Genomic DNA, 23,178 nt, shown 5'->3' on the forward strand with positions numbered 1-23,178 from the left:
GTTCGATCAGGCGACGTGGTCGACCGCCGGATCTTCCGGCGCCTGGGGCTCTTCCCGCTTCCACAGGTCCACGGACGTGAGCTGAAAGGCCACCGGAGGCACGGCGGCCTGCCAGTCCCCGATGCCGGGGAACGCGTTCCCGAGGTCGCGGACCAGTTCGGTGAATCCCCGGTCGTTCTCGGACACGGCCAGTGGCGAAACGCCTTCCGCGTGGAAATACAGGAAAATCGTTTCGAACGAGCCGTCGTCGCGATTGCCCGCCTCGACGCGCGTCACCTGCTCCAGCGCCAGTTCCGTGGCGTGGAAACGCGCCGGGCAATGCACGATGACCTGCGCCTCGCGGTCCAGGTGCACCGTGCCGCGCGCGCCGAACCGGTCGCGCAAGCGCCGGAGCAGGGGCCTTCGGGCAGGGGGTGATCGGTGATCCATGGCGCGACGTTACCCAGCGTCGATCGCAAATTCAAACGGGGTTCACCCCCGATACGCATCGTAGGGGGTCGCCCCAACGGAATCTCCGCCATGCGCTCTGCCCTCACGGCCCTTCTCCTGTCCATGGCCTCGACCGGTGCCCTTGCGAGCACGCCGGTCACGGCCGTCTCCGATCTCGACCTGCAGCGCTATGCCGGAACGTGGCACGAGATCGCCCGCCTGCCCATGTGGTTCCAGCGGAAGTGCGAGAAGGACGTTACCGCGCATTACACCCCGAATCCCGACGGCACGGTAGCCGTGCGCAACGCCTGCGTCACGGCGGAGGGGAAGACCATCGCCAGCGACGGCGTGGCTCGTCGGCCTGAGCCGTATTCACGGGGCAAGCTGCAGGTGCGCTTCGCGCCAGCCTGGCTGTCGTGGGTGCCCCTGGTCTGGGCGGATTACTGGGTCATCGCGCTGGACAACGACTATCGCTGGGCGATGGTGGGGCAGCCGGGGCGCAAGTACCTGTGGATTCTGTCCCGGGAGCCTACGCTGGACCGGAAAACGTTCGAGGCCCTGAAGGCGCAGGCGGTGGCGATGGGCTACGATCTCGCGCCTCTGATCATGTCCGGAAAGGTCGAGTAACCCGAATGAGCAGCGCAAGCCCCGCTACCTGCCCCTGCGGGCTCGATACGCCCTACGTCGCATGCTGCGGCCGATGGCATGGCGGTGTGCCCGCGCCTACGGCCGAAGCGCTGATGCGCTCGCGCTACACCGCTTACGTCCTCGGACTCGAGGACTACCTGCTTGCCACCTGGCATGTATCGACGCGTCCTGCGGCACTTGGACTCGCGAGTCAGTCTCCCAGGCCCACGTGGCTGGGTCTGACTGTGAAGCGGCACGAGAGTCCCTCGCCCGATACGGCGATCGTCGCCTTCGTCGCACGCCTGCGCATGGGCGGTGGCAGTGCGGAACGGATGCACGAGACGAGCCGTTTCGTACGCGACGACGGGCGCTGGTTTTACGTGGACGGCGATCTGGGCGCATGACGCCCGATTCCGGCGCGATCGTTTGTCGTGCCATTCGTGAGCGGCGCTTGCTCGTGGTCGGATACGGCGGTGCGCAGCGTGTCGTGCAGCCCCATGTGTATGGCGACGACCATTCCGGTGACCGGTTGCTCAGCGCTTATCAGGTCAGCGGCGGCAGCGCTTCCGGTGCATCGCAGGGGTGGAAGACGCTCCGGATGGACCGGGTGGAATCGATCGCTTTATCCGACGAGCGGTTTCACGGTGCGCGGTCGGATTTTCAGCGCGATGATGGGGCGTTTCTGAGGATCGTCTGTCAGCTGACCGACTGAGGCGGCGTGTTCTCACCAGTGGGCTGGCTCCGACCAGGTGCCGGTTTCGGTGGGAGCCAACCCTGTTGGCGATGGGCTGCGGCAGCAGCCCACCCGATCAGATGATGGACCGCGTCACGCCACCATCGACCCGAATGGCCGCACCTGTCGTGCCCGACGCCTGCTCGGACGCGAGGTAAACCGACGCGTTGGCGACTTCCTCAACGCTCAGCAGGCGCTTGATCAGCGACGTCGGACGATGCGTCTGGATGAAGTCCTTCTCGACCGCCTCCATCGTCGTCCCCTGATCCTTCGCGATCTTGCCGAAGAACTCGCTCACACCTTCGGACAAGGTCGGACCCGGGAGGATGGCGTTGACCGTGACACCGGTGCCCGAGAGCACCTCGGCGAGACCACGCGACACGCCGAGCTGCGCCGTCTTGGTCACGCCGTAATGGACCATCTCAGCCGGTACCTGGACGCCCGACTCGCTGGAGATGAACTGCACGCGACCCCAGCCACGCTCGGCCATCCCCCTGGCGTAGTGACGCGACAGACGCACGCCGGAGTTCACGTTCACTTCGAAGAAGCGGCTCCACTCGGCGTCGTCGATGGCGAAGAAGTCCTTCGGCTCGAAGATGCCGAGGTTGTTTACCAGGATGTCGGTATCGGGCACGGCCTTGATCAGGGCCGCGGCACCCTCGGCCGTGCCGAGATCGGCGGCGACGCCCGTGACGGTCGCATTCGGCGCGGCCTTCTTCACGGCGGCGATCGCTTCGTCGACGCGACCCTGGGTGCGGCCGGTGATGACAACGCTGGCGCCGGCGACGGCGAGGCCGGTCGCGATGGCCAGGCCGATGCCCGCGGTGGAACCGGTGACGATGGCGCTGCGCTTGCTGAGGTCGATGTTCATGGGGCGGCTCCGGATGGATGAGGGGTAGACCTCCATCATCGTCGGGGCGGTGTGGGACGGGATCAATCGCTGACCGGAGGAAAGACTTTCGCGCTGGGGCCAAGAAAGGGGCGTGATGGGGTGCCCGCTGGCGCGGGAATCGCCAGCAGGGCTGGCTCCTACAGGGGCATCGCAAGACTCGGCGTTTGGACCGGCGTCTGGGTTAAACGGCCGGATCGGCGGTGAGGCGGGTTTCGCCCTGGGGGACGCCGTTGGGGCCGAAGCGGCGTTCGGCGATCGTGGTGCGACCGTCGCGGTCGACCAGGATGACCGTGCTGGCACGGGTGCCGTAGGTTTCGCCGACGATGAAGGCGCTGGAGAGAAAGCGCTCCCGTTCGATGCCGATGCCGGTGTCGGGGAGCACGTCATCGGGCCAGCGGCCCTGATCGGAGAGCATGGCGAAGAGCGGTTCCAATGCGCCGTCCGCACTCGCACTGGCGCCGACGGCGTTGGCTGCGCGGCTGGTGTTGCCTTCAGCGCTTGCGTTGGGCGCGAGGTCGTAGCCCGCGCCATGCTTTAGCCAATCGGAAAGGCGACCCACAAGTGCACGTGTCTTCGGCCAGGGCGCATTGAAGTCCGCGTTGCTCAGACCGTGCATGCCAGTGTCGACCGGCTGCGCACGGGCACTGGGATGATTGCCCAGGTAATACGCGTCGTCGCGATCGAAGGTCAGCAGATTGAAGGGCCGGTAGTCCCGCGCGCTGGCCATGAGTTCGATCGCGTGCGTCCGCGCCGGCAACGTGGAGCCGAGGTAGTCCGCGACCAGCAGGCCACGGGAGAGGCCGCTGTGGTCGGCGGTCATGTCCCGGACGTTGGTGATGACGCTGACCCTGCCATCGGGAGCGACGCCGGCCCAGGTTCCCCCGGCTTCGAGATCACGACCGGCGAGGATCTGCGGTGCCTCATCCCACGCGGCGAGCGGCGCGGTGGGACGGGCGTGAAATTCATCGCGGTTGGCGACGAGCACGAGGCGCCAGCGCGGATGGGCGCGCCAGGCGAAGGCAATCAGGCACATGAGGGGGTCGGAGCCTGGGGAAGCATTCCGGCTATTGTGCGCCCTCGGGCCGTCCTGTGGACACCGGCCTGGCGGGAGCCGACGCCCCGCTGGGAGCAACCGGGCTGGCTCCCACCATAACACGGTGGCAACGGTTCGCCGGTGCCACCGGCACGCTCACGCCGCGACGGTGACCTCGGCTTTCTTCGCGGCGAGCATGCGTGCGATGGAGGCGGCGGCTTCGCGACCGTCGTAGACGGCACGCACCACCAGATCCGCACCGCGCACGTTGTCGCCGCCGGCGAAGACACGCGGGTTGCTGGTCTGCAGCGGCAGGCGGCCTTCGCCACCGGCCACGATGCGACCGCTGCGATCGCGCTCGATGCCGAACGTGTCGCACCAGTCGGGCGGACTCGCCTGAAAGCCGAAGGCCTGGATGACGACGTCGGCGCGCAGATCGGTTTCGCTGCCCGGTACGTTCTGCGGACGCGGACGGCCATCGTCGCCTTCGACCAGCTGGGTCTCGACGACACGAACGGCTTTCACACGGCCATCTTCACCGACCAGGGCCGTCGGCTGACGCTGAAACAGGAAGCGGACGCCCTCTTCGCGGGAGTAACCGACTTCGCGACGCGAGCCCGGCATGCTGGGCTCGTCGCGACGATAGACGCAGGTGACCGACGCGGCACCGAGACGAATCGCCGTGCGGTTGCAGTCCATGCCGGTATCGCCACCGCCGAGCACGACGACGTGCTTGCCGGCGAGATCGTATTCGGCGGCCGGCTCTTCTTCGCGCAACAGACGGTCGGTGTTGGCGATGAGGAACGGCAGCGCGTCGTGCACACCCACCAGATCGCGACCGTCGAGCTGGCCGTCGACATAGGTGTATGCGCCGGTACCGACAAACACGGCGTCGTAATCGGCCAGCAACTCGTCGAACGCGATGTCGCGACCGATCTCGACGCCGAGGCGGAAGGTCACGCCCATGCCTTCGAGCACCATGCGGCGCGTGCGCACGACGGACTTGTCGAGCTTGAACGGCGGAATGCCGAAGGTCAGCAGACCACCGATCTCGTGATACTTGTCGAACACATCGGCGGCGATACCCGCGCGACGCAGGCGATCCGCGCAGGCCAGACCAGCGGGACCCGCGCCGACGATGGCGACGCGCGCACCGGTTTCCTTCACACGCGACAGATCGGGGCGCCAGCCCTGACGAATCGCTTCGTCCGTCGCCCAGCGTTCGACGCTGCCGATGGTGACGGCACCGAAGTCACCCTGCTCGAGGGTGCATGCACCCTCGCAGAGACGATCCTGCGGACAGACGCGACCGCAGATCTCCGGCAAGGGGTTGGTCTCGTGCATCAGCGTCGCCGCTTCGAACAGACGGCCGTCCTGCACCAGCTTCAGCCAGTTCGGGATGTAGTTGTGCACCGGGCAGGCGTGCTCGCAATACGGGTTACCGCAGTCGATACAACGCTCCGACTGCGATGCGGCTTCCGACGACGCGAAGTCGCCGGAGATCTCGCCGTAGCCGAGCACGCGCACCGCGACCGGCACCGTACGCGGCGTCTGGCGGGGGATTTCGAGAAAGCGGAAGTCCTTCGAACTCATGCCGCACTCCGCAGTTCTTCGGCCAGCGCGTCGAGACTCGCGGCCTTGGGTTTCACCAGCCAGAAGCGCTGCAGCAGGCCACGGAAATCGCCGAGTACCTTGCGACCCCAGGCGGAGTCGGTGAGTTCGGCGTGGCGGGCGATCAGCTGGCGCAGATGCTGCATGTAATGTTCCATGCCTTCGTGAGAGATGCGCACGATGTCGACGAGTTCGTGGTTGTAGCAATCGACGAAATTGCGCTCCATGTCCAGCACGTAGGCGAAACCGCCGGTCATGCCGGCGCCGAAGTTCAGTCCGGTGCGTCCCAGCACGGCGACGACGCCACCGGTCATGTACTCGCAGCAATGGTCGCCCGCGCCTTCGACGACGGCCAATGCGCCGGAATTGCGCACGGCGAAGCGTTCGCCGGCCTGACCCGCGGCGAACAGTTCGCCACCGGTTGCGCCGTACAGACAGGTATTGCCGATGATCGAGGCGTCCTGGCTGGCGAACGGCGAATCGGCCGGCGGACGAATGACCAGACGGCCACCTGCCATACCCTTACCGACGCCGTCGTTGGCCTCGCCGATCAGATCGATGTTGACGCCGGCGGCGTTCCACGCACCGAGACTCTGCCCCGCCGCGCCGAGCAGATGCAGGTTCACCGGTTTGCCCGCCATGCCCATATCGCCCCAGCGACGGGCGACGTCACCGGACAGCCGCGCACCGATGGCGCGATCCGTGTTGGCAATCGGGTAGGTAAACGTGCCGCCCAGGCCATCCTTCACCGCTTCGCGCGTTTCCGCCGCGATGCGACTGGCGAGCGCCGCGGGGTCGCGCATCGGGTTACGCGCGAAGGTGCAGGCGAAGTCGACCTTCTCACCCATGCCGTCTTCGCTGATGAGCGGCGACAGATCGAGGCGTTCCTGCACCGGCGTCACGCCGTCACGCTGCTCGAGGCGACCGCTCTGGCCGATGAGTTCGGCGATGGAGCGGACACCCAGTTGCGCGAGATGCTGGCGCACGTCCTCCGCGATGAAGCGGAAGTAGTTCATCACCATGTCGGGCAGCCCGAGGAAGTGCTTCTGCCGCAGGATCGGGTGCTGCGTGGCGACGCCCGTCGCGCAGTTGTTCAGATGGCAGATACGCAGGTACTTGCAGCCGAGCGCGACCATCGGACCGGTGCCGAAGCCGAAGCTTTCCGCGCCGAGCATCGCCGCCTTGATGACATCGAGACCGGTCTTCAGACCACCGTCGGTCTGCAGGCGCACGCGACCGCGCAGGTCGTTGAGGCGAAGCGTCTGCTGTGTCTCCGCCAGACCCAGCTCCCACGGGGTACCCGCGTACTTGATCGAGGTGAGCGGACTGGCACCGGTACCGCCGTCGTGGCCGGAAACCGTGATCAGATCCGCGCCCGCCTTGACCACACCGGCGGCCACGGTGCCGACGCCCGCGTGCGAGACGAGCTTCACCGAGATCAGCGCCTGCGGATTCACTTCCTTGAGGTCGTGGATCAGCTGGGCGAGGTCTTCGATGGAATAGATGTCGTGATGGGGCGGCGGCGAGATCAGACCGATACCCGGCTTCGCGTAACGAAGACGAGCGATGGTCGCGTCGACCTTGTGACCCGGCAGCTGACCGCCCTCACCCGGCTTGGCGCCCTGGGCGATCTTGATCTGCAGCACTTCGGCGTTGACCAGATACGTCGGTGTGACGCCGAAACGACCCGAGGCCACCTGCTTGATCTTGGACGCGCGGTCGGTGCCGTAGCGCGCGGGATCTTCACCGCCCTCACCCGAGTTGCTGCGGGCGCCGAGGCGGTTCATCGCGATAGCGAGCGCCTCGTGCGCTTCGGGCGACAGCGCACCGAGCGACATGCCGGCGGAGTCGAAACGCTTGAGGATGTCCTCGACCGGTTCGACGTCGTCCAGCGGAATGGGCGTGGTCGCGCGTGGCACGAGCAGATCGCGCAGTGCGGACGGCGGACGCGTGTCGACGTAACGCGCGTATTTGGCGTAGTCGGCGTAGTCGCCCGTACGTACCGCCACCTGGAGGCTGGCGATGACGTCCGGGTTGTACATGTGGAACTCGCCACCGTGCACGTACTTGAACAGGCCACCGGCACGCAGCGCGTGCGCTTCGTCCCAGGCTTCGGCGGCGAGCAGACGCTGCTCCTGCTCGAGGTCGGCGAAGGTGGACCCGCCGATACGCGACGGCGTGCCCGGGAAACAGGCGGCGACGACTTCCGGCGCCAGACCGACGATCTCGAACAGCTGCGCACCGCGATAGCCCGCCACCGTGGAGATACCCATCTTCGACAGGATCTTCAGCAGGCCCTTGCGGATGCCGCGACGGTAGTTGCGGCCGATCTCGCGCGGAGCGCCTTCGCCGTTGCGGATGTGCCCGCTGCGGCCCATGTCGAACAGACTCTGGTAGGCCAGCCACGGGTAGATCGCGGTGGCGCCGAAACCGAGCAGACACGCGAAGTGATGCGGATCGCGCGGCGTCGCCGTCTCGACCATGATGTTGCACTGACAGCGCAGGCCCTTGTCGACCAGACGCGCATGCACGGCACCGGTGGCCAGCAGCGAATGAATCGGCAACAGGTCGCGGCGCGGATAGCGGTCGCTGAGGAACACGATACGCACGCCCGCGCGCACGGCTTTCTCGACGTCGTCGCAGATACGGAGGAGCGCCTGCTCGAGCGTTTCGTCCGCGCCGTACATGAGGTCGAAACGTGGCGTGTCCGCATAGTCCTCATTCGCCAGGATCTGACGCAGCTTGCGCTGCGAAAGGATCGGCGAGTTGAGCAGGATCTGCTTCGCGTTCTCCGGGCCGAGATCGAAGATGTTGCGTTCCTGGCCTATCTGGGTAACCAGCGACATCACCAGGCGCTCGCGCAGCGGATCGATCGGCGGATTCGTCACCTGGGCGAAGCCCTGGCGGAAGCGATCGAACAGCGGACGGATCTGTCGCGACAGCACGGCCATCGGCGTGTCGTCACCCATCGAGCCCGTGGCTTCCGCCTCGGTTTCGGCCAGCACCTTCAGCACCGACTCGCACTCTTCGCGCGACAGGCCGTAGAGCTTCTGGTAGCGGCGCAGTTCGTCGGCGGGTAGCGGTTCCGCCGCCAGGCTCGGATCGATCAGGTCGGACTCGAGATAGGTCACGCCGTCGCGCAGCCAGTCACGGAACGGTGCCCGCTGGCGGTTGATCGCGTCGATGTCGGCGTCACGCAGCAGACGGTGCTCGCGGAAGTCCACGGCGATCATCTCGCCGGGCGCAAGACGACCCTTGGCGACGATACGCGACGACGGGACGTCCCACAGACCGGCCTCGGACGCCACGATCAGATGATTGTCGTCGGACAACGCCCAGCGCGCGGGACGCAGGCCGTTACGGTCCAGGGTGCAGGCGGCGTAACGGCCGTCGCACATCACCAGACCGGCGGGGCCGTCCCACGGCTCGCTATGCAGCGCGTAATACTCGTAGAACGCGGCGAGATCCTCGTCGATGTCTTCGCGCGCGGCGTAAGCCGGCGGCACGAGCACGCGCATGGCGGTGAGCAGATCCATGCCGCCCATGAGCAGCACTTCGAGCGCGTTGTCGAGACTTTCCGAATCCGAGCCGCTCTGGCGCACCAGCGGACCGATGTCGGACAGATCGACGAGCTCGGAACGCATGACGGCCGTGCGGGCCTGCATCCAGCGACGGTTGGCACGAATGGTGTTGATCTCGCCGTTGTGCGCGAGCAAGCGGAACGGCTGGGCGAGGCGCCACTGCGGCGACGTGTTGGTCGAGAAACGCTGGTGGAAGACCACCGCGTCGGCGACCAGCGCCGGGTGCGCGAGGTCCGGATAGACCTGACGAAGACGACCGGGGGCCGCCATCGCCTTGTAGCCCACGACCTCGCCCGAGAGCGAGACCACATAGAACTGCTTGTCGTCGGCCAGCTGCAGCTCGGTGCGGCGACGCGCACGGAACAGTGCGGCTTCGAATTTCGCCGGCGAAAGGTCGCCCGGCGCGTCGACGAAGATCTGTCGCACGCGTGGCATCGAAGACGACGCCAGCGGACCGCAGGCATCCGTGTCGACAGCGACGTCGCGCCAGCCGGCGACGGAAAGATTCACGGCGGCCAGCTCGGCCTCGAGCACACGAGCGCCGGTGTCGTCGCCGTTCGGGTCGAGGAAGACCACGCCCGCGGCGAAATGGGTGGCGAGCGTCACGCCCGCTTCGCCGGCGAGCGCGCGCAGCCATTCGACAGGACGGCGAATGAGCACACCGCAGCCGTCGCCGCTTATACCGTCGGCGTTCACGCCACCACGGTGGGAAAGTTTCGCGAGCGCGTCGAATGCGGTGTCGACCAGCTTCGCGCTGGCGTGACCGTCGATCTGCGCGACGATACCGAAGCCGCAGCTGTCGTGTTCGAACGCCTCGTCATAGAGGCGCGGAATGCCTTGCTTCACCATCCGCCTCCTGGTGGCCGTTGGTTTTGCTGGGGTGACGCAGACGTGGCCCCGCGACCTGGAACGGCCGACTCTTCACGTATACGCAGGAAACTAGCGGCCCACTTTAGTCACATTTGTCGCGGCGCGTCAAAGCGTTCGGACGTCCAAACGGAAAGCCAACGGAAATCTTACGGAAGGGAACGAAAGACCAGTCGGGGAAAATGAGGCATGGGGCGGGTTGCGGGGCATACCAGGCCGTACGGCGAGGCGACCCCGAATCGCCAGCAGGGCTGACTCCTACCGGGCCCGGATAGGTAATAATCGACCCTATGCGCCCAACTTTCCGTCTGCCACTCGCCCTGACCCTCGCCATCGCCACGCTTACGCCCCTCCTGCCCGCCCACGCGGCGCAGGATGGCAAGACGCGGTCCCAGCAGGACGAGGCACGGCAAAAGCTCGAAGGTGTCCGCAAGGACATCGACAACCTGACGAAAGAGCAGCGCGAGACCGCCAACGCCCGTGACAGCGCCAACGCCGCGCTGGCGAAACAGGCCGAGCAGGTATCCGCCGCCGCCAGGGCGGTGCGCGAGACGGATGGCGACCTCCAGCAGCGCCAGCACGACCTGGAGCAGCTGAACGCGCAGCGGGCACAGATGGAAGCGGGCCTCTCGAAGCAGAAGGACGCCCTCGGCGACCTGCTCCGCGCGACCTATACGCTCGGACGCGGCTCGGATCTGCAGCTCCTGCTCGGCGACGAAGACGTCAACCGGATCTCGCGCGCCCTGGCCTACTCGAAATATTTTCAGGACAACCGGGTCGAGAAGATCCGCGGCCTGCTTGCGGATCTTTCCCGCCTGCAGGAGGTCGAAGCCGCCATCACCGCCGAACAGCAGAAGCTCGAGGCGACGCGGGCGGAGCGCGAGTCGCGCGCCGCGGAACTGGAAAAGCAGCGCGCCAGCCAGGCGAAACTGGTGGCCGAGGCGGACTCGAAATACAAGGACCAGGCCCAGCGTATGGCCGCGCTGAAACAGAACGAGCAGGACATGAACTCACTGGTCGGCCGCCTGCAGAAGGTGATCGACGACGCGGCGAAGGCCGAGGCGGCCCGGGCGGCCGTCGAGGCGGCTCCTGCGCCCAAGGGCACGCCCGCAGCGGCACCGGTGGGCAACATGCGCGGCAACCTGCCCTGGCCGGCCAACGGTCCGGTGCACGCGTTCGGCAGCGGCGTCATCATCGTCGCGCCGCGCGGCAGCGAGGTGAAAGCGGTCGCGCGCGGCCGCGTGGTCTTCGCCAACTTCCTGCGTGGCTACGGCATGATGATCATCGTGAACCACGGCAACGGATTCATGAGCATGTACGGCAATAATGAGACGCTGCTGCACGGCGTCGGCGACACGGTGGAGGCCGGCCAGGCGGTCGGCACCGCCGCCGCACCCGCCGGCGACAACGGCGCGTACTTCGAGCTGCGCCAGGGTGGCAAACCCATCGACGCGCGTGGCTGGTTGAGCAAGAAGCATTGACCCCGGAGACAGGCATGCGTCAGCACCCCCTTCGCCTCGCCCTCGCACTGGCTCTCGCCGGTGCGATCGCGGTTCCCACCGTCCAGGCGCAACAGGCGAAGCCCGCGCTGAAGCAGCCCGACGCCCCCGCCGCGTCGTCGACCACGGCGGCGAAGGTCGCCACTCAGGCCGACGACGCCGTCGATCTGGACGACATTCGCAATTTCACGCGGGTGTACCAGATCGTTCGGCAGGCCTACGTCGAGAAGCTCGACAACAAGACGATCATGAAAGCCGCCATCAGCGGCATGCTCCAGAACCTCGATCCGCACAGCGAATACCTCGACAAGGAAGGCCTCGACGAACTCGATGAGGACACCACGGGCCAGTACGGCGGTCTGGGCATCGAAGTCCTGCAGGTCGAAGGCGCGCTGAAGATCGTTTCGCCCATCGACGATACCCCCGCGTCGCGTGCTGGCATCAAGCCGGGCGACACCATCCTCAAGGTCGACGGCATGGTCGTCGACAGCCAGAACATCGACGACGCGTTCAAGAAACTGCGAGGCGATCCCGGCAGCAAGGTCACGCTCACCATCCTGCACGAGAAATCCGACAAGCCGATCGACATGCCGCTGGTGCGCGAGCGTATCGCGGTCACCAGCGTCAAGCTGCGTCAGCTCGATCCCGGCTACGTCTACATCCGTCTCAGCCAGTTCCAGGAAGACACGTCGACCGACCTCGACAAGAAGCTGTCGGACTGGATCGCGAAGAACGGCGCGCCCCGTGGCGCCGTGCTCGACCTGCGCTCCAATCCGGGCGGTCTGCTGACCACGGCCGTCGGCGTCGCCGACACCTTCCTGGACTCGGGCACCATCGTCACGACCAAGGGCCGGTTGCCGGACGCCAACCTGCACTTCGATGCCCACCCGGGCGATCTGCTCAAGGGCGCACCGATGGTCATCCTCACGGACAACGGTACGGCGTCCGCCGCCGAGATCGTGTCCGGTGCACTGAAGGACAACCACCGCGCACTCATCATGGGTCGTCGCACCTTCGGCAAGGGCGTGGTGCAGACCGTGCTGCCGCTGGATCAGGACCACGCGGTGAAGATCACCACCGCACGCTACTACACCCCCAACGGCACCTCGATCCAGGCCGAAGGCATCAAGCCGGACATCGCGCTGGCCGATCTCTCCGTGAACAAGAGCGACACGCCGCCCGCGCTGATCGGCTCGGAAGCGGACCTGCCCAATCATCTGGTGAACGAGAAAGCGTCGTCGGACGACAAGAACGCCAACGACGACGACGGCAAGCTCGCGATCGAAGACTATCCGCTGTCGCAGGCGCTCAACGTGCTGAAGGGTTTGTCGCTGGGCCGTAACGTATCGAAGTAAGCGCCCCGGCGCTTACCAGAACTTCCACCACGGACGCGCGGCGCGGGCCTTGACCATCTCACGCCGCAGCTTCCGTGGGAGCTGCGGAGTGGCGCCCGGCGCCAGGGTTTCTTTCGCCGTCCAGCCGGTGAACACCAGCTTGCCGTAAGCGCTGGCGGGAAGGTCCACGTCGAAGGTGGTCACGCTCTGCGCCAGCTCGGGCGGCAGCGAATAAAAATGGTCGACATCGTCGCCTTCGGCATCGGAGGCATCCTGCAATGCTTCGATACGGGCGTGGATGGCATCGAACGCCGGCGGTGGTTCGCCATGCGAGACGATGTGACGGACGTCGTCGCCCTCCCCGTCGTGCTCGACATGCCAGGTGCGCAGGCCATCGACGTAGCACGTGGCGGCGCTGACCATCACGTGCTCCTCCTGTTCGCAGGTGATCACCGTGCAGCCACGCGAAAGCGGGCGCAGCGATTCCTCCGCGATCAGGGGCGAGGCGAACCGTGTGACGACGACAAACCAGCCGGACGGCAGTTCGATGGCGTAGCCTCGACGCGGATCGGTCGTGGTCTGCTCATTGCGGACCAGGTCGAGAGCGGCGAGGACGGCATCGCCATCCTTGCCTTTGACCGCCAGCCAACCGACCGAAACGCCCATCGGCTCACGCCTGCTCGGGCGGTGGTTTCAGAAGAAACTTCACGGCCAGCAAACCGAGCTCGTACAGGATGCACATCGGCACGGCCAGCATCACCATCGAGAGCAGATCCGGCGGCGTGATGAAGGCGGCGATAGCGAACGCGCCCACGACGGCGTAACCGCGCCCCTTGCTGAGCTTTTCGGCGTCGACGATGCCGATGGCGGCAAGGATCACGACCGCGACCGGCACTTCGAAGCACAGGCCGAAGGCGAAGAACATCAGCATGACGAAGTCGAGGTAATGCGTGATGTCCGTCATCATCGCCACGCCGTCGGGCGTCACGGCATTGAGAAACTTGAACGCCGCCGGCAGCACGATGAAATAGGCGAAGGCGCAGCCCGAATAGAACAGCACCAGCGATGCCACCAGCAACGGGCGCGCCAGGCGCTTCTCGTGCTTGTAGAGGCCCGGGCTGACGAAGGCCCAGAGCTGGTACAGGATCATCGGCATGCTGATGAACAGCGCGCAGAAGAAGGCCAGCTTCAACGGAGTGACGAACGGGCTGGCGACCTCCGTGGCGATCAGATGCGCGCCCTGCGGCATGCGCTCGACCAGCGGTTTGGCCAGTTCCGCATACAGGTGGTTGGCGACGGGCATCAGCGCCAGCAACACCACGAGCAACACCACGATGGCGCGGAGCAGGCGGGAACGGAGTTCGATCAGGTGGGAAAACAGACCCTCTTCGACCACGTCGTCGCCGGACGGATCGGAGTCAGCTGCGCTCATGCGGTTCGTTCCTGGGCGGCGGGGTGTCGCCGTGGGCCAGCGGCAGCATGTCGCGCGCCGGGTCGGGCTCACGACCCTCGACGCGAGCTACCGGGGTATCGGAAAAGGTGTCGCGCACACGGTCACCGGTCTGGCGGGCATCGTCGGCGGCGGCACGGAAGTCTTCACGGACGCTGCTGCCAGCCGCGCGGATGTCGTCACGCACGCTGTCATGCGTGGCACGCGCGTTTTCGGCGGTCTCGCGCAGCGTGCGCTTGATCTCTTCGGCCTGGATCTCGCGCTCCACCTCGGATTTGACGCTGTCCCAGCCGTTGCGCATGCGCCGCAACAGGGCACCTGCCGTACGCGCGGCATGCGGAAGGCGCTCGGGGCCGAGCACGATGAGCGCCACCACCGCGAGCAGCAGCAATTTACCGAAGCTGATCTCGATCATGGCGCCGCCGGGATCACGGAGCGCGGTCGCGCGGCTCGGTGGTTTCGCTGTGGACCGGCGGGACCTGGGTGCTCACGGGCGGATCGGCACGCAGCTTCTCCTCCCGTTCGCGCGCTGCACGGGCCTCTTCGTCGCCGTCCAGACCCTTCTTGAAGTCGCGCATGGCGCCACCCAGGTCCGAGCCGATGTTGCGCAGCTTCTTCGTGCCGAAGATCAGCACGACGACGAGCAGCAGGAGGACGATATGGGTAATGCTCATGAAAAACCTCGCGGGCCCGTTCGCTCCGGGCCGTGGGACGGTCCGGCGCCCCTTGGGGCACCGGGTGGGACGACACTCAGCGGTTAGTGTACTCCTCAAGTTTATCCCTGAATTCCACTACCTCGCTTGGAACATTCGTCACACCGCCTTCAAAAATGCGGCGGGCCGTGATTCCAGGGCCGTAAATCTGCTCGTTGGAGTCGTCGTCGATGCTGAAATGGGTGCCATCGAGCGCGATGCCGGCAAACAGGCCCTTGGCGCGCGAATAGGTGTAGATCTCGGCTTTCATCTGGCCATCAGTGGCGGCCGTGGCGGAGCGGCCGACCGGGCCGGCCGCCGCGGAGGCGTTGGCGCCCATGGTGAACTTGCCGTCGATGATGCTCTGTACGCCACGGTCGGTGCGGAACACGAGGATCACGTCGGCGGACTGGATGCCGACCTGGAAGCCGACGCCCGCACCGGCCATCGAGATGAAGTTGGGGTTCGACCACGTGCCGTCACGCGTCTTGATCGAGATCAGGCCTTCGCCCTTGGAGCCAGAGAACACGAAGCCACCCTTGACCATGGCCGGCAGCACCGCGATGGCCTTGGCGTTCTTGAGCAGATCGGCAGGCAGCGATTTGTCGGGCGCGTCGTCGATCATCTCGGACAGCACACGGACCGCGTTCCGGGCCTGTTCTCTCGGCGGGTCGGCGGCCTGGACGGCCAGCGAGGGCAGCAGGGCGAGAAGGCCGAGGGCGAGCAGGCGAAGCGGGCGTGGGGACATCGGGTGGCTCCTATCGATACGCGGGGTGGCAGCGGCTGCGGCATTGAGAGCGAGCCTCGTCGCGCCGCCCTATGGCAGACTGCAACGATTCCCGCGAGCGCCGGACTCCGATGCCAGGTACGCCAAACTATACCGGCCTTGCCGGTCATTCCCACGACACCCTGCCCCAGGCGGGTGTGCTGCTGGTTAATCTCGGTACACCTGAGGCGCCCACCGCGGCCGCCGTACGGCCGTACCTCGCCGAGTTTCTGGGTGATCCGCGCGTCATCGAGTACCCGCGCCTGCTGTGGAAAGCCATTCTCCACGGCGTCATTCTCCGCGTCCGTCCCAAGCGCTCCGCCCACGCGTATGCCCGTATCTGGACCGCGGAAGGCTCGCCCCTGCGAACAGGCAGCGAGGCGCTGGCCGCGTCCCTGCAGGCCGAGCTTGGGCGCCGTCGCAACGGACCGATCCGCGTCGCCCTGGCCATGCGCTACGGGCGGCCCAGCGTAGCGGCGACAGTTGCCCAGTTGCAGCGTGAAGGGGTGCGGCGGTTGCTCGTTCTGCCGCTCTACCCCCAATACTCGGCCACCTCGACCGGCAGCGTGTTCGACGCGGTGGCCGACACGGTGAAGGGTCTGCGCTGGCCACCGGAACTGCGCCAGATCAACGACTACCACGACGATCCCGCCTATATCGCCGCGCTCGCCGCCAGCGTGCGCGACCACTGGGACCGCAACGGCCGGGGCGAAAAGCTGCTGATGAGTTTTCACGGCATTCCCGAGCGCTACGTGCGCAACGGCGATCCGTACTTCTGCCAGTGCCACGCCACCGCTCGCCTGCTCCGCGAAGCGCTGGGCGTCACCGCGGACGAGGCGCCGATGAGCTTTCAGTCACGCGTGGGCCGTGAACGCTGGTTGCACCCGTACACCGACGAGATGGTCAGGCAGTTCGGCGCACAGGGCGTCAAGCGCATCGACACGATCAGTCCGGGCTTTGCCGTCGATTGCCTCGAAACCCTCGAAGAGATCGCCATGCAGAACGCGGAATTCTTCCGCGAGGCCGGCGGCGAGACGCTCAGCTACATCCCCTGTCTCAACGCCCGTCCGGACCACGTGGGCGCCATCGCGGACCTGGTGCTGCGCCACACGCAGGGATGGCCCGAGTTCGCGGCAGATTACGACCCGGCCGCGGCGGCCATGCGCCTCGCCGCCGCGCGCGAACGTGCGCGTAAGGCACGCGCCGATGCGTGAGTTGCGCATCGCCATACCAGGCATGGAGCTCGCCGGACTGAGCTGGGGCGAACCCGACGCCGCGCCGCTGGTGCTGATCCATGGCTGGCTCGACAACGCCGCGAGCTTCGCTCTGCTCGCACCCCGGCTTGCCGACCGGTTCCACGTGATCGCGCTGGACCTTCCTGGCCACGGTCACTCGGACCATCTGCCCGAGAGCACGATCTACACGCATCAGGATTACACGCGGGCTGTGCTCGCCGCCGTCGATTCGCTCGCCCTGCCGCGTTTTCATCTGCTGGGTCATTCTCTGGGTGCCGGTGTGGCGACGATGGTGGCCATCGCGGCGCCGGAGCGCATTCGCGCACTGTCTCTGATCGAAGGCCTGGGGCCGCTCGGAGACGACGGATCGCGCACGCTGGACCGGTTTCGCGAAGCGATGGTGTCGACGGCTGGCGGCGCCCGGCCCCTGCGCGTCTTTCCGTCGATCGACGATGCGGCTCGTGCCCGCGCACTGGCCAGCGGCCTCGATGCGACGCTGGCACGACACATCGTGGAACGCGGCCTGCGCGAAGTCGACGGTGGATACAGCTGGCGCAGCGATGCGCGCCTGTCGCGGCCCACGGCCCTCCGTCTCGCGGAAACGCAGATCATGTCGTTGCTGCTGGGGCTCGCTGCGCCGACGTCGTTGTTGCTCGCCAACCCCTCGCCGCCTTATCTCGAGCCCGAGGCATTGCAGGTACGGATCGATTGCGTCGACGACATCCGGGTGAAGCACATGGATGGAGGGCATCATCTGCACCTCGAGCACCCGGAGGCCGTGGCTGACTGGGTGCATGGCGCGCTGTAAGCAGACAGGGAAAGACACATGCTCGCCAGAGTCACTCGCCTGTTTCCTCTCTGGGCTCTCGCCGTTTCGGTCGCTGCGTACTTCCAGCCCGCCCTCTTCCTCCCCGTCGGCCCCTGGATCGCCTGGCTGCTCATGCTCGTGATGTTCGGCATGGGCGTGACCCTCAGCCTGGACGACTTCAGACGCGTCCTCGTACGCCCCATGCCCGTCTTCGCCGGCACGTTCCTGCACTATCTGGTGATGCCACTTGCGGCGTGGGGGCTGACAAAGATATTCACGATGCCGCCCGATCTCGCGGCCGGCATGATCCTGGTCGGCAGTGTCGCCAGCGGTACGGCGTCCAACGTCATTATCTATCTGGCGAAAGGTGACGTGGCGCTGTCGGTCACGCTGTCATCGGTATCCGCCCTGGTCGGCGTGGTGGCGACACCGCTGCTCACGCGCCTCTACGTCGACACCCGCGTGGCGCCGGACACATGGGCGATGCTGCTGAGTATCGTGCAGATCGTCGCGCTGCCGATCGGCCTGGGCCTGTTGATCCATCACACGGCTCGCGGCGTGGTCAAACGCATCGAGCCCGGCTTACCCTTGTTCTCGATGGTCTGCGTACTGATCCTGATCGGTGCCGTGGTCGCGGCCAGTCAGCCGTCGATCGCCGCCGTGGGCGCGATCACCATCGTCGCGGTCATCCTGCACAACGGCATCGGGCTGATCAGCGGCTACTGGGGCGGCAGGCTGTTCCGCTTCGACGAATCCACCTGCCGCACCCTGGCGATCGAGGTGGGCATGCAGAATTCGGGGCTCGCGGCGACGCTGGGCAAGCTCTATTTCTCACCGCTGGCCGCGCTACCCGGGGCGCTGTTCTCGGTCTGGCACAACCTGTCGGGCTCGATGCTGGCCGGCTACTGGTCGGGCAAGCCGACCGGCGAAGCAACGCATGACGGCCCGGCGGCTCCACGCGGGCCGGTTTAAACCACCGGCTCCATCCGGACGCCCGGCTGCACGACCGGGTCGACCAGCCAGTGATCCGCGAGCAGGAAGGCGAACAACACCATCAGGTACACGATGGAGTAGTTGAACATCTTCATCGCGAACATCTCGTCCGGCGGATTGAACATGCGTGCGGCGTACCAGAGGAAACCGAGGCCGAGGATCACCGCGCCGAACAGGTAGATCAGTCCGCTCATCCCCGTGAAGAACGGCAGCATGGTCACGACGAACAGCAGGATCGTGTAGAACAGGATGTGCCAGCGCGTGAACACCACGCCGTGCGTCACCGGCAACATGGGCACCTGGGCCCGCGAGTAATCGTCGACGCGGAAGATCGCCAGCGCCCAGAAATGCGGCGGCGTCCACACGAAGATGATCAGCAAAAGCTGCAGCGCGAACGGATGCAGCTCGCCGGTCACCGCGGTCCAGCCGAGCATCGGCGGCGCGGCGCCGGCGAGGCCGCCGATGACGATATTCTGCGGCGTCGCACGCTTCAGGTAGGCGGTATAGATCACCGCATAACCGATCAGCGAGAAGAACGTCAGCACCGCGGTCAGCCTGTTGACCAGGAAGACCAGCACCAGCATCGAAACGATGCCCAGCGTCATCGCGAAGACGAACACCTGCATCGGCGTCAGCTGGCCGGTCGCCAGCGGACGATGCGAGGTACGCGCCATGATCTTGTCGATGCGCTGGTCGATCAGGTGATTGAACGCCGCGGCGGAAGCCGAAGCCAGCCAGATGCCGAGCGTGCCGAAGATCGCCGCATGCCACGTCGGCAGTACACGCTGACCGTCGGCGTCCACGGCGAGGAACATGCCGATGACCGCGCAGAACACCAGCATCGCGACGACGCGTGGCTTGGTCAGCTCGAAATATTGACCGATGATGCTCACGGGGACTCCGTCGTGGCGGGCAGCCGCTGCGTGCTCGCCAGGGCGGCAAGCAGCGTGAACAGGAGCAGCGCGGCGACACCATTGTGCGCCGTGGCGACGGGCAACGGCAGGCCGAGGTGCACATTGCCGATGCCGAGCAGCACCTGCGCGATCAGCACCACCGCCACGGCGATACCGATCCTGCGCAGGCCGGCGCGCGCCAGCTTGTGCGACAACCAGCCCAGGTAGACGAAGGTCACCAGCGCACCGATGCGGTGGGCGATCTGGATCGCGCTACGTGCGGCCATGTCCAGCACGCCGCCCTCGTAGTTGACGCCGATGCCGCGCCAGAGCACGAAGGCCTGCGGGAAGTCCGTCTGCGGCCACCACTGACCGAGGCACTGCGGAAAATCCGTGCCACAAGCGAGCGCCGCGTAATTGGAACTGGTCCAGCCGCCGAGCGCGATCTGGCAGACGAGCACGACGATGCCGATGGCGACCGGCGCGCGAAGTGCCGCGAACCGGTCGTCCGGTGTGCCGACACGCCACCAGCGCAGGGCTGCCCATGCGAGAAGGGCGAAGGTCGCCAGTCCGCCGAGCAGATGCCCCATCACGACGATGGGCTTGAGCAGCAAGGTCACCGTCCACATGCCGAGCATGGCCTGGAAGATGATCACGGCAAGCGCGGCCACGCCGACGCGCCAGGCGCCGGGTCGGTCGAGCATCGCCGCGGCGATCAGCGGCAGCGCGATGGCCAGTGCGGACAGGAACGACGACACCACGTATTCGCCGCGCATGTACATCACGACACCCACCGTCGCGAACACCGCCGCCACGAGCACCGCGGCCACCGCCATGCGTCGGCGCCAGGCCGACATCAGGGCGATGGCGAGGACCATCACACCGAGGCTGCCGGCGAGGAAGCGGTGTACCTGCTCACGCCACGCCTTGTGCGTTTCGTACGGACGATCGGGGAAGGCTTCGTTCGCGCGGGCGATGTCCTGAGCGTGGCCCGGCCACGTGGCCTTGCCATAGCAGGTCGGCCAGTCGGGACACGACAGCCCCGCGTTGGACAGACGCACGAAGGCACCGAACATCACGATGCAGAAAGCGAACAGCGCAGCCAGCAAGGCCAGCGTGCGCAGGGTTTTGAGAGCTCGGGGCGACATCAGCGGATCACCTTCTGCAGATCCTTGCGCAGGCCGCTCGGGTCGAAACCGGCGGGATACCAGGACAACGCGGTGGCATTGGATTCAACCAGCACGGCGGCGACCGTGTCGGGCTGGGTGGGACGGAATTCTTCGAAGGCCTTCGCCGCGTCGGTACCGACCTTCCAGTCGGGCATGACGGCGTCCGCGCCCTGCGCGGTCGGCGGCGTGCCGATATAAAGAAGGCGCAGGCGATCGGCGTTGCGGTTGAGCACGATGCGCGCGTTACGCATGAGCGCCAGCGTCTCGAGGCAGTGTGCGGCGCAATCCGGCCCCGGCAACGCGACCAGGGTCAGTCGCGGCTCGCTGTCACGCCATGCCCAGGCCGTGCCGGCGACGTCCACGCGGACCTCGGCCATGCTGCGCTGCGGCACGATGGGACGACCGTTGCCTTTGCCTTCCGGCTGCCAGCCACTCAGCGTCAGCAGGCCCGCCGCGATAATGGGCGCCAGGAACACCAGCATGATCAAGACGAGCTTGAGCCGGCCACTGCCGGGTTTGCGTGGGGGGACGTTCGGATCGGTCATGAATGCTCGGGCCGTTTCGGGCGTCGCTTGCGATGCAGGAGGACGAAGATCACCACAGCCGCCAGGGCGAAGGTGAACCATTGGAAGGCGTAGGCGCGATGGCGCGCCGGCGGCATGAAGCCGGGCGTCCATTCACGGATGTAGATGCTGGCCGGGTCGGGATCCAGAAGGAGTACGCGAGGATACAGGGAGCGCCCGATGTCGTTACCGATCTCCCTGAGATCGACGTAGACCATGGTCTTCTCCGCGCCGTGCTGCTCCGGGAGACGGTCGCCACCCAGGCGCACACCGACACCCGGCGCCGGTACGTAGAGCCCCCGCACGGTGGTGACGCCCACGGGAAGCGGCGGCAGCCGGGGGTTGGCGCCCGCTTCCTTCGGCAGGAAACCGAGGTCGACGAGGAGGTACGGATCGCGCCCATGCGGCGAAAACGGCGCATAGACGTGCACGCCGACCTGACCGGAGTGGGTCTGGTCGTCGAGCAGGTAGTAGTGGTCGGGCAGGTAAACGCCACGTACCGAAAGCCTCGGGTATCGATCGAGGGGAGGATTATCGGCGATGGAACCGAACTCCTCGACGCTTGCTGCGGCCGATGCGGCGTACCGCCGCAGCAATTCATCCTTCTCGTCCGCGCGATCCAGCTGCCATATGCCCAGGCGTACGAACGCCAGCACGCCCACCAGCGTGAGTGCGACAGCGAACCACGTCGGACGGCGCAGGAAAGTCATGCAAGACGCCCCGTGCCCAACGCTATACTCGGATTGTCGATATGGCGCGGAGCCGTCACGTGGAAACCATCTACAAATATGCGCTGGTGATTTTGCTGCTCGTGGTGTTGTTCAACCTCGGGCAGGCGCTGTTCTTCATGATGACCGACAAGGGCCAGAGCAAGCGCACCGTCTGGGCACTCACCCGCCGTATCGGACTCTCACTGCTGCTCATCGCCATGGTGGCGCTGGGCATCTTCATGGGCTGGCTGCACCCCCACGGGGTCGGTCAATTCTAACGCTTGGGGCCGGGGGGCCAAGGCGCGGTGCGGCAATCGGTGCCGTGAAGGGTCAGGCCAGTGCCGCGAGGACATGGCGGGGATCCTTGCGAATGGCCCGAAGGAGAGCCCGGGCGGGACCGGTAGGGGCACGCCGTCCTTGCTCCCAATTGCGCAACGTACCCACGTCGACATCGAGAAGCAGCGCGAACTTTGACTGCGATAAGCCCGTCGTTTCGCGCAGCTCTTTAATCGCGCCGGGATCGACTTCAAACACGCGAGAAGCCTGCTTCTCGCCGCGAAGAATGCCATCCATTTCCTGGACGCTTTCCAGGAGGTCTTCAAAGAACTTGGTCATATCTCCGCTTCCAGTTATCCATAATGGTGGCAAGGACCTTTCGCTGATCGGAGGTCAGGTCTTGCTGCTCGTTCTTCGAAAATATCAACAACATCGCGATCTGTGATCGCGCTACGAAGTGATAATAAATAACTCGGGCGCCGGCACTCTTTCCCCGGCAGCCCAAGGCGACGCGTATCTTTCTGAGACCACCGGTGCCTTCGATCACATCGCCTGCTTCGGGGTAAGCAGCGAGATGCACCTGTAGACGCCCGTAGTTCGCGTCGTCGAGCAATTCCGTAACACGCCTCGTGAAGGCCCGCGTCTCCACGAAGATCACTTCGTGATAGTGCGCCATTGACGCACATACGTCAATGGCGCACCCCTCGATATTTGCTTTCTCATCAGAACACCTCCCTGACGCGGTGAATTCGCCGCATCTGAGAGGGTCGCGTGATGCACAAGCCATGTTCAGTGGCCCTCGCCCAAACGATGCGGAGAGCCAGTGCCGCCCGACGTGCCGTCTCCGGCTGGCATGCGCTGGTTGACACCCCGCTCGTTCAGTAAGAGGATCGGACCATGAACCGCCTCGCCGCCCTCATTACGCTGATTAGCATCGCCGTCTCATCGATGGTGGGTTGAATCACGCGCGACAGGTGACCGACAACCCGCCCTCCGAGGCGGGTTTTTCGTATCCGC

The 23,178-nt window shown here is 66.1% G+C and carries 25 protein-coding genes; 9 read left to right on the forward strand and 16 right to left on the reverse strand.

Annotated features, from left to right (window positions below; all coding sequences use genetic code 11):
• Positions 1-6: 6 nt before the first annotated feature.
• Positions 7-384: a hypothetical protein gene (locus J2X57_RS14515; RefSeq protein WP_309868201.1), complete on the reverse strand. Its 378-nt coding sequence runs from the start codon at positions 382-384 to the stop codon at positions 7-9.
• 168 nt (positions 385-552) lie between these two features.
• Here J2X57_RS14515 and J2X57_RS14520 point away from each other — a divergent pair, with 168 nt between their 5' ends.
• From J2X57_RS14520 to J2X57_RS14530, 3 genes are read left to right on the forward strand one after another with little or no spacing between them, the layout of a single operon-like run.
• Entirely contained in the window at positions 553-1,056 is a 504-nt protein-coding gene (locus tag J2X57_RS14520) for a lipocalin family protein (RefSeq protein WP_309868433.1), read from the forward strand.
• A gap of 5 nt (positions 1,057-1,061) precedes the next feature.
• A complete protein-coding gene (locus J2X57_RS14525; RefSeq protein ID WP_309868203.1) occupies positions 1,062-1,460 on the forward strand; it encodes a YchJ family metal-binding protein in 399 nt (132 codons plus the stop codon).
• A complete protein-coding gene (locus J2X57_RS14530) occupies positions 1,457-1,768 on the forward strand; it encodes a hypothetical protein (RefSeq protein ID WP_051944040.1) in 312 nt (103 codons plus the stop codon). Before J2X57_RS14525 ends, J2X57_RS14530 begins: the two co-directional genes overlap by 4 nt.
• 97 nt (positions 1,769-1,865) lie before the next feature.
• Here J2X57_RS14530 and J2X57_RS14535 read toward each other — a convergent pair whose 3' ends face one another.
• The 4 genes from J2X57_RS14535 to gltB all read right to left on the reverse strand — a co-directional run bounded on the left by J2X57_RS14535 (position 1,866) and on the right by gltB (position 9,755).
• Positions 1,866-2,660, reverse strand: coding sequence for an SDR family oxidoreductase (locus tag J2X57_RS14535; RefSeq protein WP_036116299.1), 795 nt, complete (start codon positions 2,658-2,660; stop codon positions 1,866-1,868).
• Positions 2,661-2,862: 202 nt separating this feature from the next.
• Positions 2,863-3,714 (reverse strand): NRDE family protein, encoded by an 852-nt coding sequence (locus J2X57_RS14540; protein WP_309868205.1) that lies wholly within the window; start codon positions 3,712-3,714, stop codon positions 2,863-2,865.
• A 156-nt stretch (positions 3,715-3,870) separates the two neighbouring features.
• On the reverse strand, positions 3,871-5,307 hold the full coding sequence (locus J2X57_RS14545) for a glutamate synthase subunit beta (RefSeq protein ID WP_309868207.1): 1,437 nt from the start codon (positions 5,305-5,307) through the stop codon (positions 3,871-3,873).
• Complete coding sequence (gene gltB / locus J2X57_RS14550) at positions 5,304-9,755, reverse strand: glutamate synthase large subunit (protein WP_308846274.1); 4,452 nt, start codon at positions 9,753-9,755, stop codon at positions 5,304-5,306. The genes J2X57_RS14545 and gltB overlap by 4 nt, the downstream gene beginning before the upstream one ends.
• Before the next feature lie 308 nt (positions 9,756-10,063).
• Here gltB and J2X57_RS14555 point away from each other — a divergent pair, with 308 nt between their 5' ends.
• Together J2X57_RS14555 and J2X57_RS14560 are read left to right on the forward strand one after the other, a co-directional pair.
• A complete protein-coding gene (locus J2X57_RS14555) occupies positions 10,064-11,254 on the forward strand; it encodes a peptidoglycan DD-metalloendopeptidase family protein (protein WP_036116306.1) in 1,191 nt (396 codons plus the stop codon).
• 14 nt (positions 11,255-11,268) lie between these two features.
• Complete coding sequence (locus tag J2X57_RS14560) at positions 11,269-12,627, forward strand: S41 family peptidase (protein WP_036116308.1); 1,359 nt, start codon at positions 11,269-11,271, stop codon at positions 12,625-12,627.
• A gap of 12 nt (positions 12,628-12,639) precedes the next feature.
• On the opposite strand, the gene J2X57_RS14565 is transcribed toward J2X57_RS14560, so the two are convergent.
• The 5 genes from J2X57_RS14565 to J2X57_RS14585 all read right to left on the reverse strand — a co-directional run bounded on the left by J2X57_RS14565 (position 12,640) and on the right by J2X57_RS14585 (position 15,496).
• Positions 12,640-13,272, reverse strand: a complete 633-nt coding sequence (locus J2X57_RS14565; RefSeq protein WP_051944042.1) for a hypothetical protein — start codon at positions 13,270-13,272, stop codon at positions 12,640-12,642.
• A 4-nt stretch (positions 13,273-13,276) separates the two neighbouring features.
• Positions 13,277-14,038 carry a twin-arginine translocase subunit TatC gene (tatC, locus tag J2X57_RS14570; RefSeq protein ID WP_036116310.1) on the reverse strand — a complete coding sequence of 254 codons (762 nt, stop codon included), beginning with the start codon at positions 14,036-14,038 and terminating at the stop codon, positions 13,277-13,279.
• A complete protein-coding gene (gene tatB / locus J2X57_RS14575; RefSeq protein WP_079520632.1) occupies positions 14,025-14,471 on the reverse strand; it encodes a Sec-independent protein translocase protein TatB in 447 nt (148 codons plus the stop codon). Before tatB ends, tatC begins: the two co-directional genes overlap by 14 nt.
• Before the next feature lie 13 nt (positions 14,472-14,484).
• A complete protein-coding gene (tatA, locus tag J2X57_RS14580) occupies positions 14,485-14,730 on the reverse strand; it encodes a twin-arginine translocase TatA/TatE family subunit (protein WP_036116312.1) in 246 nt (81 codons plus the stop codon).
• Between the two features lie 76 nt (positions 14,731-14,806).
• Positions 14,807-15,496, reverse strand: a complete 690-nt coding sequence (locus J2X57_RS14585; RefSeq protein WP_036116315.1) for a lipid-binding SYLF domain-containing protein — start codon at positions 15,494-15,496, stop codon at positions 14,807-14,809.
• A gap of 110 nt (positions 15,497-15,606) precedes the next feature.
• Here J2X57_RS14585 and hemH point away from each other — a divergent pair, with 110 nt between their 5' ends.
• Genes hemH through J2X57_RS14600 form a run of 3 tightly spaced genes read left to right on the forward strand, consistent with a single transcriptional unit; the run spans position 15,607 to position 18,529 of the window.
• The gene (gene hemH / locus J2X57_RS14590; RefSeq protein WP_308846276.1) at positions 15,607-16,728 is read left to right on the forward strand and encodes a ferrochelatase; all 1,122 of its coding nucleotides are present in this window, start codon (positions 15,607-15,609) and stop codon (positions 16,726-16,728) included.
• The gene (locus J2X57_RS14595; protein ID WP_308846277.1) at positions 16,721-17,557 is read left to right on the forward strand and encodes an alpha/beta fold hydrolase; all 837 of its coding nucleotides are present in this window, start codon (positions 16,721-16,723) and stop codon (positions 17,555-17,557) included. The genes hemH and J2X57_RS14595 overlap by 8 nt, the downstream gene beginning before the upstream one ends.
• Positions 17,558-17,575: 18 nt before the next feature.
• Entirely contained in the window at positions 17,576-18,529 is a 954-nt protein-coding gene (locus J2X57_RS14600; RefSeq protein ID WP_051944044.1) for a bile acid:sodium symporter family protein, read from the forward strand.
• Here the strand turns inward: J2X57_RS14600 and cyoE are convergent.
• The 4 genes from cyoE to J2X57_RS14620 are packed head-to-tail and all read right to left on the reverse strand — an operon-like array spanning position 18,526 to position 21,885.
• On the reverse strand, positions 18,526-19,443 hold the full coding sequence (gene cyoE, locus J2X57_RS14605; protein ID WP_309868216.1) for a heme o synthase: 918 nt from the start codon (positions 19,441-19,443) through the stop codon (positions 18,526-18,528). The two genes, J2X57_RS14600 and cyoE, sit on opposite strands and share 4 nt — an antisense overlap.
• Complete coding sequence (locus tag J2X57_RS14610; RefSeq protein WP_309868218.1) at positions 19,440-20,591, reverse strand: COX15/CtaA family protein; 1,152 nt, start codon at positions 20,589-20,591, stop codon at positions 19,440-19,442. The genes cyoE and J2X57_RS14610 overlap by 4 nt, the downstream gene beginning before the upstream one ends.
• Positions 20,591-21,157, reverse strand: a complete 567-nt coding sequence (locus J2X57_RS14615) for a hypothetical protein (protein WP_309868219.1) — start codon at positions 21,155-21,157, stop codon at positions 20,591-20,593. Before J2X57_RS14615 ends, J2X57_RS14610 begins: the two co-directional genes overlap by 1 nt.
• Complete coding sequence (locus tag J2X57_RS14620; protein WP_036116334.1) at positions 21,154-21,885, reverse strand: SURF1 family protein; 732 nt, start codon at positions 21,883-21,885, stop codon at positions 21,154-21,156. The genes J2X57_RS14615 and J2X57_RS14620 overlap by 4 nt, the downstream gene beginning before the upstream one ends.
• 41 nt (positions 21,886-21,926) lie before the next feature.
• Here J2X57_RS14620 and J2X57_RS14625 point away from each other — a divergent pair, with 41 nt between their 5' ends.
• Positions 21,927-22,163: a twin transmembrane helix small protein gene (locus J2X57_RS14625; protein ID WP_036116337.1), complete on the forward strand. Its 237-nt coding sequence runs from the start codon at positions 21,927-21,929 to the stop codon at positions 22,161-22,163.
• 52 nt (positions 22,164-22,215) lie between these two features.
• Here J2X57_RS14625 and J2X57_RS14630 read toward each other — a convergent pair whose 3' ends face one another.
• Positions 22,216-22,500 (reverse strand): helix-turn-helix domain-containing protein, encoded by a 285-nt coding sequence (locus J2X57_RS14630; RefSeq protein WP_043691971.1) that lies wholly within the window; start codon positions 22,498-22,500, stop codon positions 22,216-22,218.
• Positions 22,484-22,837, reverse strand: a complete 354-nt coding sequence (locus J2X57_RS14635) for a hypothetical protein (protein ID WP_309868221.1) — start codon at positions 22,835-22,837, stop codon at positions 22,484-22,486. The genes J2X57_RS14630 and J2X57_RS14635 overlap by 17 nt, the downstream gene beginning before the upstream one ends.
• Positions 22,838-23,178: the final 341 nt, after the last annotated feature.

This window comes from Luteibacter sp. 1214, assembly GCF_031455395.1.
In the GTDB taxonomy this organism is placed as follows: Bacteria; Pseudomonadota; Gammaproteobacteria; order Xanthomonadales; family Rhodanobacteraceae; genus Luteibacter; species Luteibacter mycovicinus.

What these genes read in the sequence shown, in the direction of transcription:
- J2X57_RS14560 (WP_036116308.1), top strand. Translation starts at nt 11,269, where the DNA reads ATGCGTCAGCACCCCCTTCGCCTCGCCCTCGCACTGGCTCTCGCCGGT.
- J2X57_RS14635 (WP_309868221.1), bottom strand. Translation starts at nt 22,837, where the DNA reads ATGGCGCACTATCACGAAGTGATCTTCGTGGAGACGCGGGCCTTCACG.
- J2X57_RS14610 (WP_309868218.1), bottom strand. Translation starts at nt 20,591, where the DNA reads ATGTCGCCCCGAGCTCTCAAAACCCTGCGCACGCTGGCCTTGCTGGCT.
- J2X57_RS14620 (WP_036116334.1), bottom strand. Translation starts at nt 21,885, where the DNA reads ATGACTTTCCTGCGCCGTCCGACGTGGTTCGCTGTCGCACTCACGCTG.
- hemH (WP_308846276.1), top strand. Translation starts at nt 15,607, where the DNA reads ATGCCAGGTACGCCAAACTATACCGGCCTTGCCGGTCATTCCCACGAC.
- J2X57_RS14555 (WP_036116306.1), top strand. Translation starts at nt 10,064, where the DNA reads ATGCGCCCAACTTTCCGTCTGCCACTCGCCCTGACCCTCGCCATCGCC.
- J2X57_RS14625 (WP_036116337.1), top strand. Translation starts at nt 21,927, where the DNA reads ATGGCGCGGAGCCGTCACGTGGAAACCATCTACAAATATGCGCTGGTG.
- J2X57_RS14615 (WP_309868219.1), bottom strand. Translation starts at nt 21,157, where the DNA reads ATGACCGATCCGAACGTCCCCCCACGCAAACCCGGCAGTGGCCGGCTC.
- tatB (WP_079520632.1), bottom strand. Translation starts at nt 14,471, where the DNA reads ATGATCGAGATCAGCTTCGGTAAATTGCTGCTGCTCGCGGTGGTGGCG.
- J2X57_RS14525 (WP_309868203.1), top strand. Translation starts at nt 1,062, where the DNA reads ATGAGCAGCGCAAGCCCCGCTACCTGCCCCTGCGGGCTCGATACGCCC.
- J2X57_RS14530 (WP_051944040.1), top strand. Translation starts at nt 1,457, where the DNA reads ATGACGCCCGATTCCGGCGCGATCGTTTGTCGTGCCATTCGTGAGCGG.
- J2X57_RS14540 (WP_309868205.1), bottom strand. Translation starts at nt 3,714, where the DNA reads ATGTGCCTGATTGCCTTCGCCTGGCGCGCCCATCCGCGCTGGCGCCTC.
- J2X57_RS14520 (WP_309868433.1), top strand. Translation starts at nt 553, where the DNA reads ATGGCCTCGACCGGTGCCCTTGCGAGCACGCCGGTCACGGCCGTCTCC.
- J2X57_RS14535 (WP_036116299.1), bottom strand. Translation starts at nt 2,660, where the DNA reads ATGAACATCGACCTCAGCAAGCGCAGCGCCATCGTCACCGGTTCCACC.
- J2X57_RS14565 (WP_051944042.1), bottom strand. Translation starts at nt 13,272, where the DNA reads ATGGGCGTTTCGGTCGGTTGGCTGGCGGTCAAAGGCAAGGATGGCGAT.
- J2X57_RS14585 (WP_036116315.1), bottom strand. Translation starts at nt 15,496, where the DNA reads ATGTCCCCACGCCCGCTTCGCCTGCTCGCCCTCGGCCTTCTCGCCCTG.
- J2X57_RS14595 (WP_308846277.1), top strand. Translation starts at nt 16,721, where the DNA reads ATGCGTGAGTTGCGCATCGCCATACCAGGCATGGAGCTCGCCGGACTG.
- J2X57_RS14545 (WP_309868207.1), bottom strand. Translation starts at nt 5,307, where the DNA reads ATGAGTTCGAAGGACTTCCGCTTTCTCGAAATCCCCCGCCAGACGCCG.
- tatA (WP_036116312.1), bottom strand. Translation starts at nt 14,730, where the DNA reads ATGAGCATTACCCATATCGTCCTCCTGCTGCTCGTCGTCGTGCTGATC.
- J2X57_RS14600 (WP_051944044.1), top strand. Translation starts at nt 17,576, where the DNA reads ATGCTCGCCAGAGTCACTCGCCTGTTTCCTCTCTGGGCTCTCGCCGTT.
- J2X57_RS14630 (WP_043691971.1), bottom strand. Translation starts at nt 22,500, where the DNA reads ATGACCAAGTTCTTTGAAGACCTCCTGGAAAGCGTCCAGGAAATGGAT.
- tatC (WP_036116310.1), bottom strand. Translation starts at nt 14,038, where the DNA reads ATGAGCGCAGCTGACTCCGATCCGTCCGGCGACGACGTGGTCGAAGAG.
- gltB (WP_308846274.1), bottom strand. Translation starts at nt 9,755, where the DNA reads ATGGTGAAGCAAGGCATTCCGCGCCTCTATGACGAGGCGTTCGAACAC.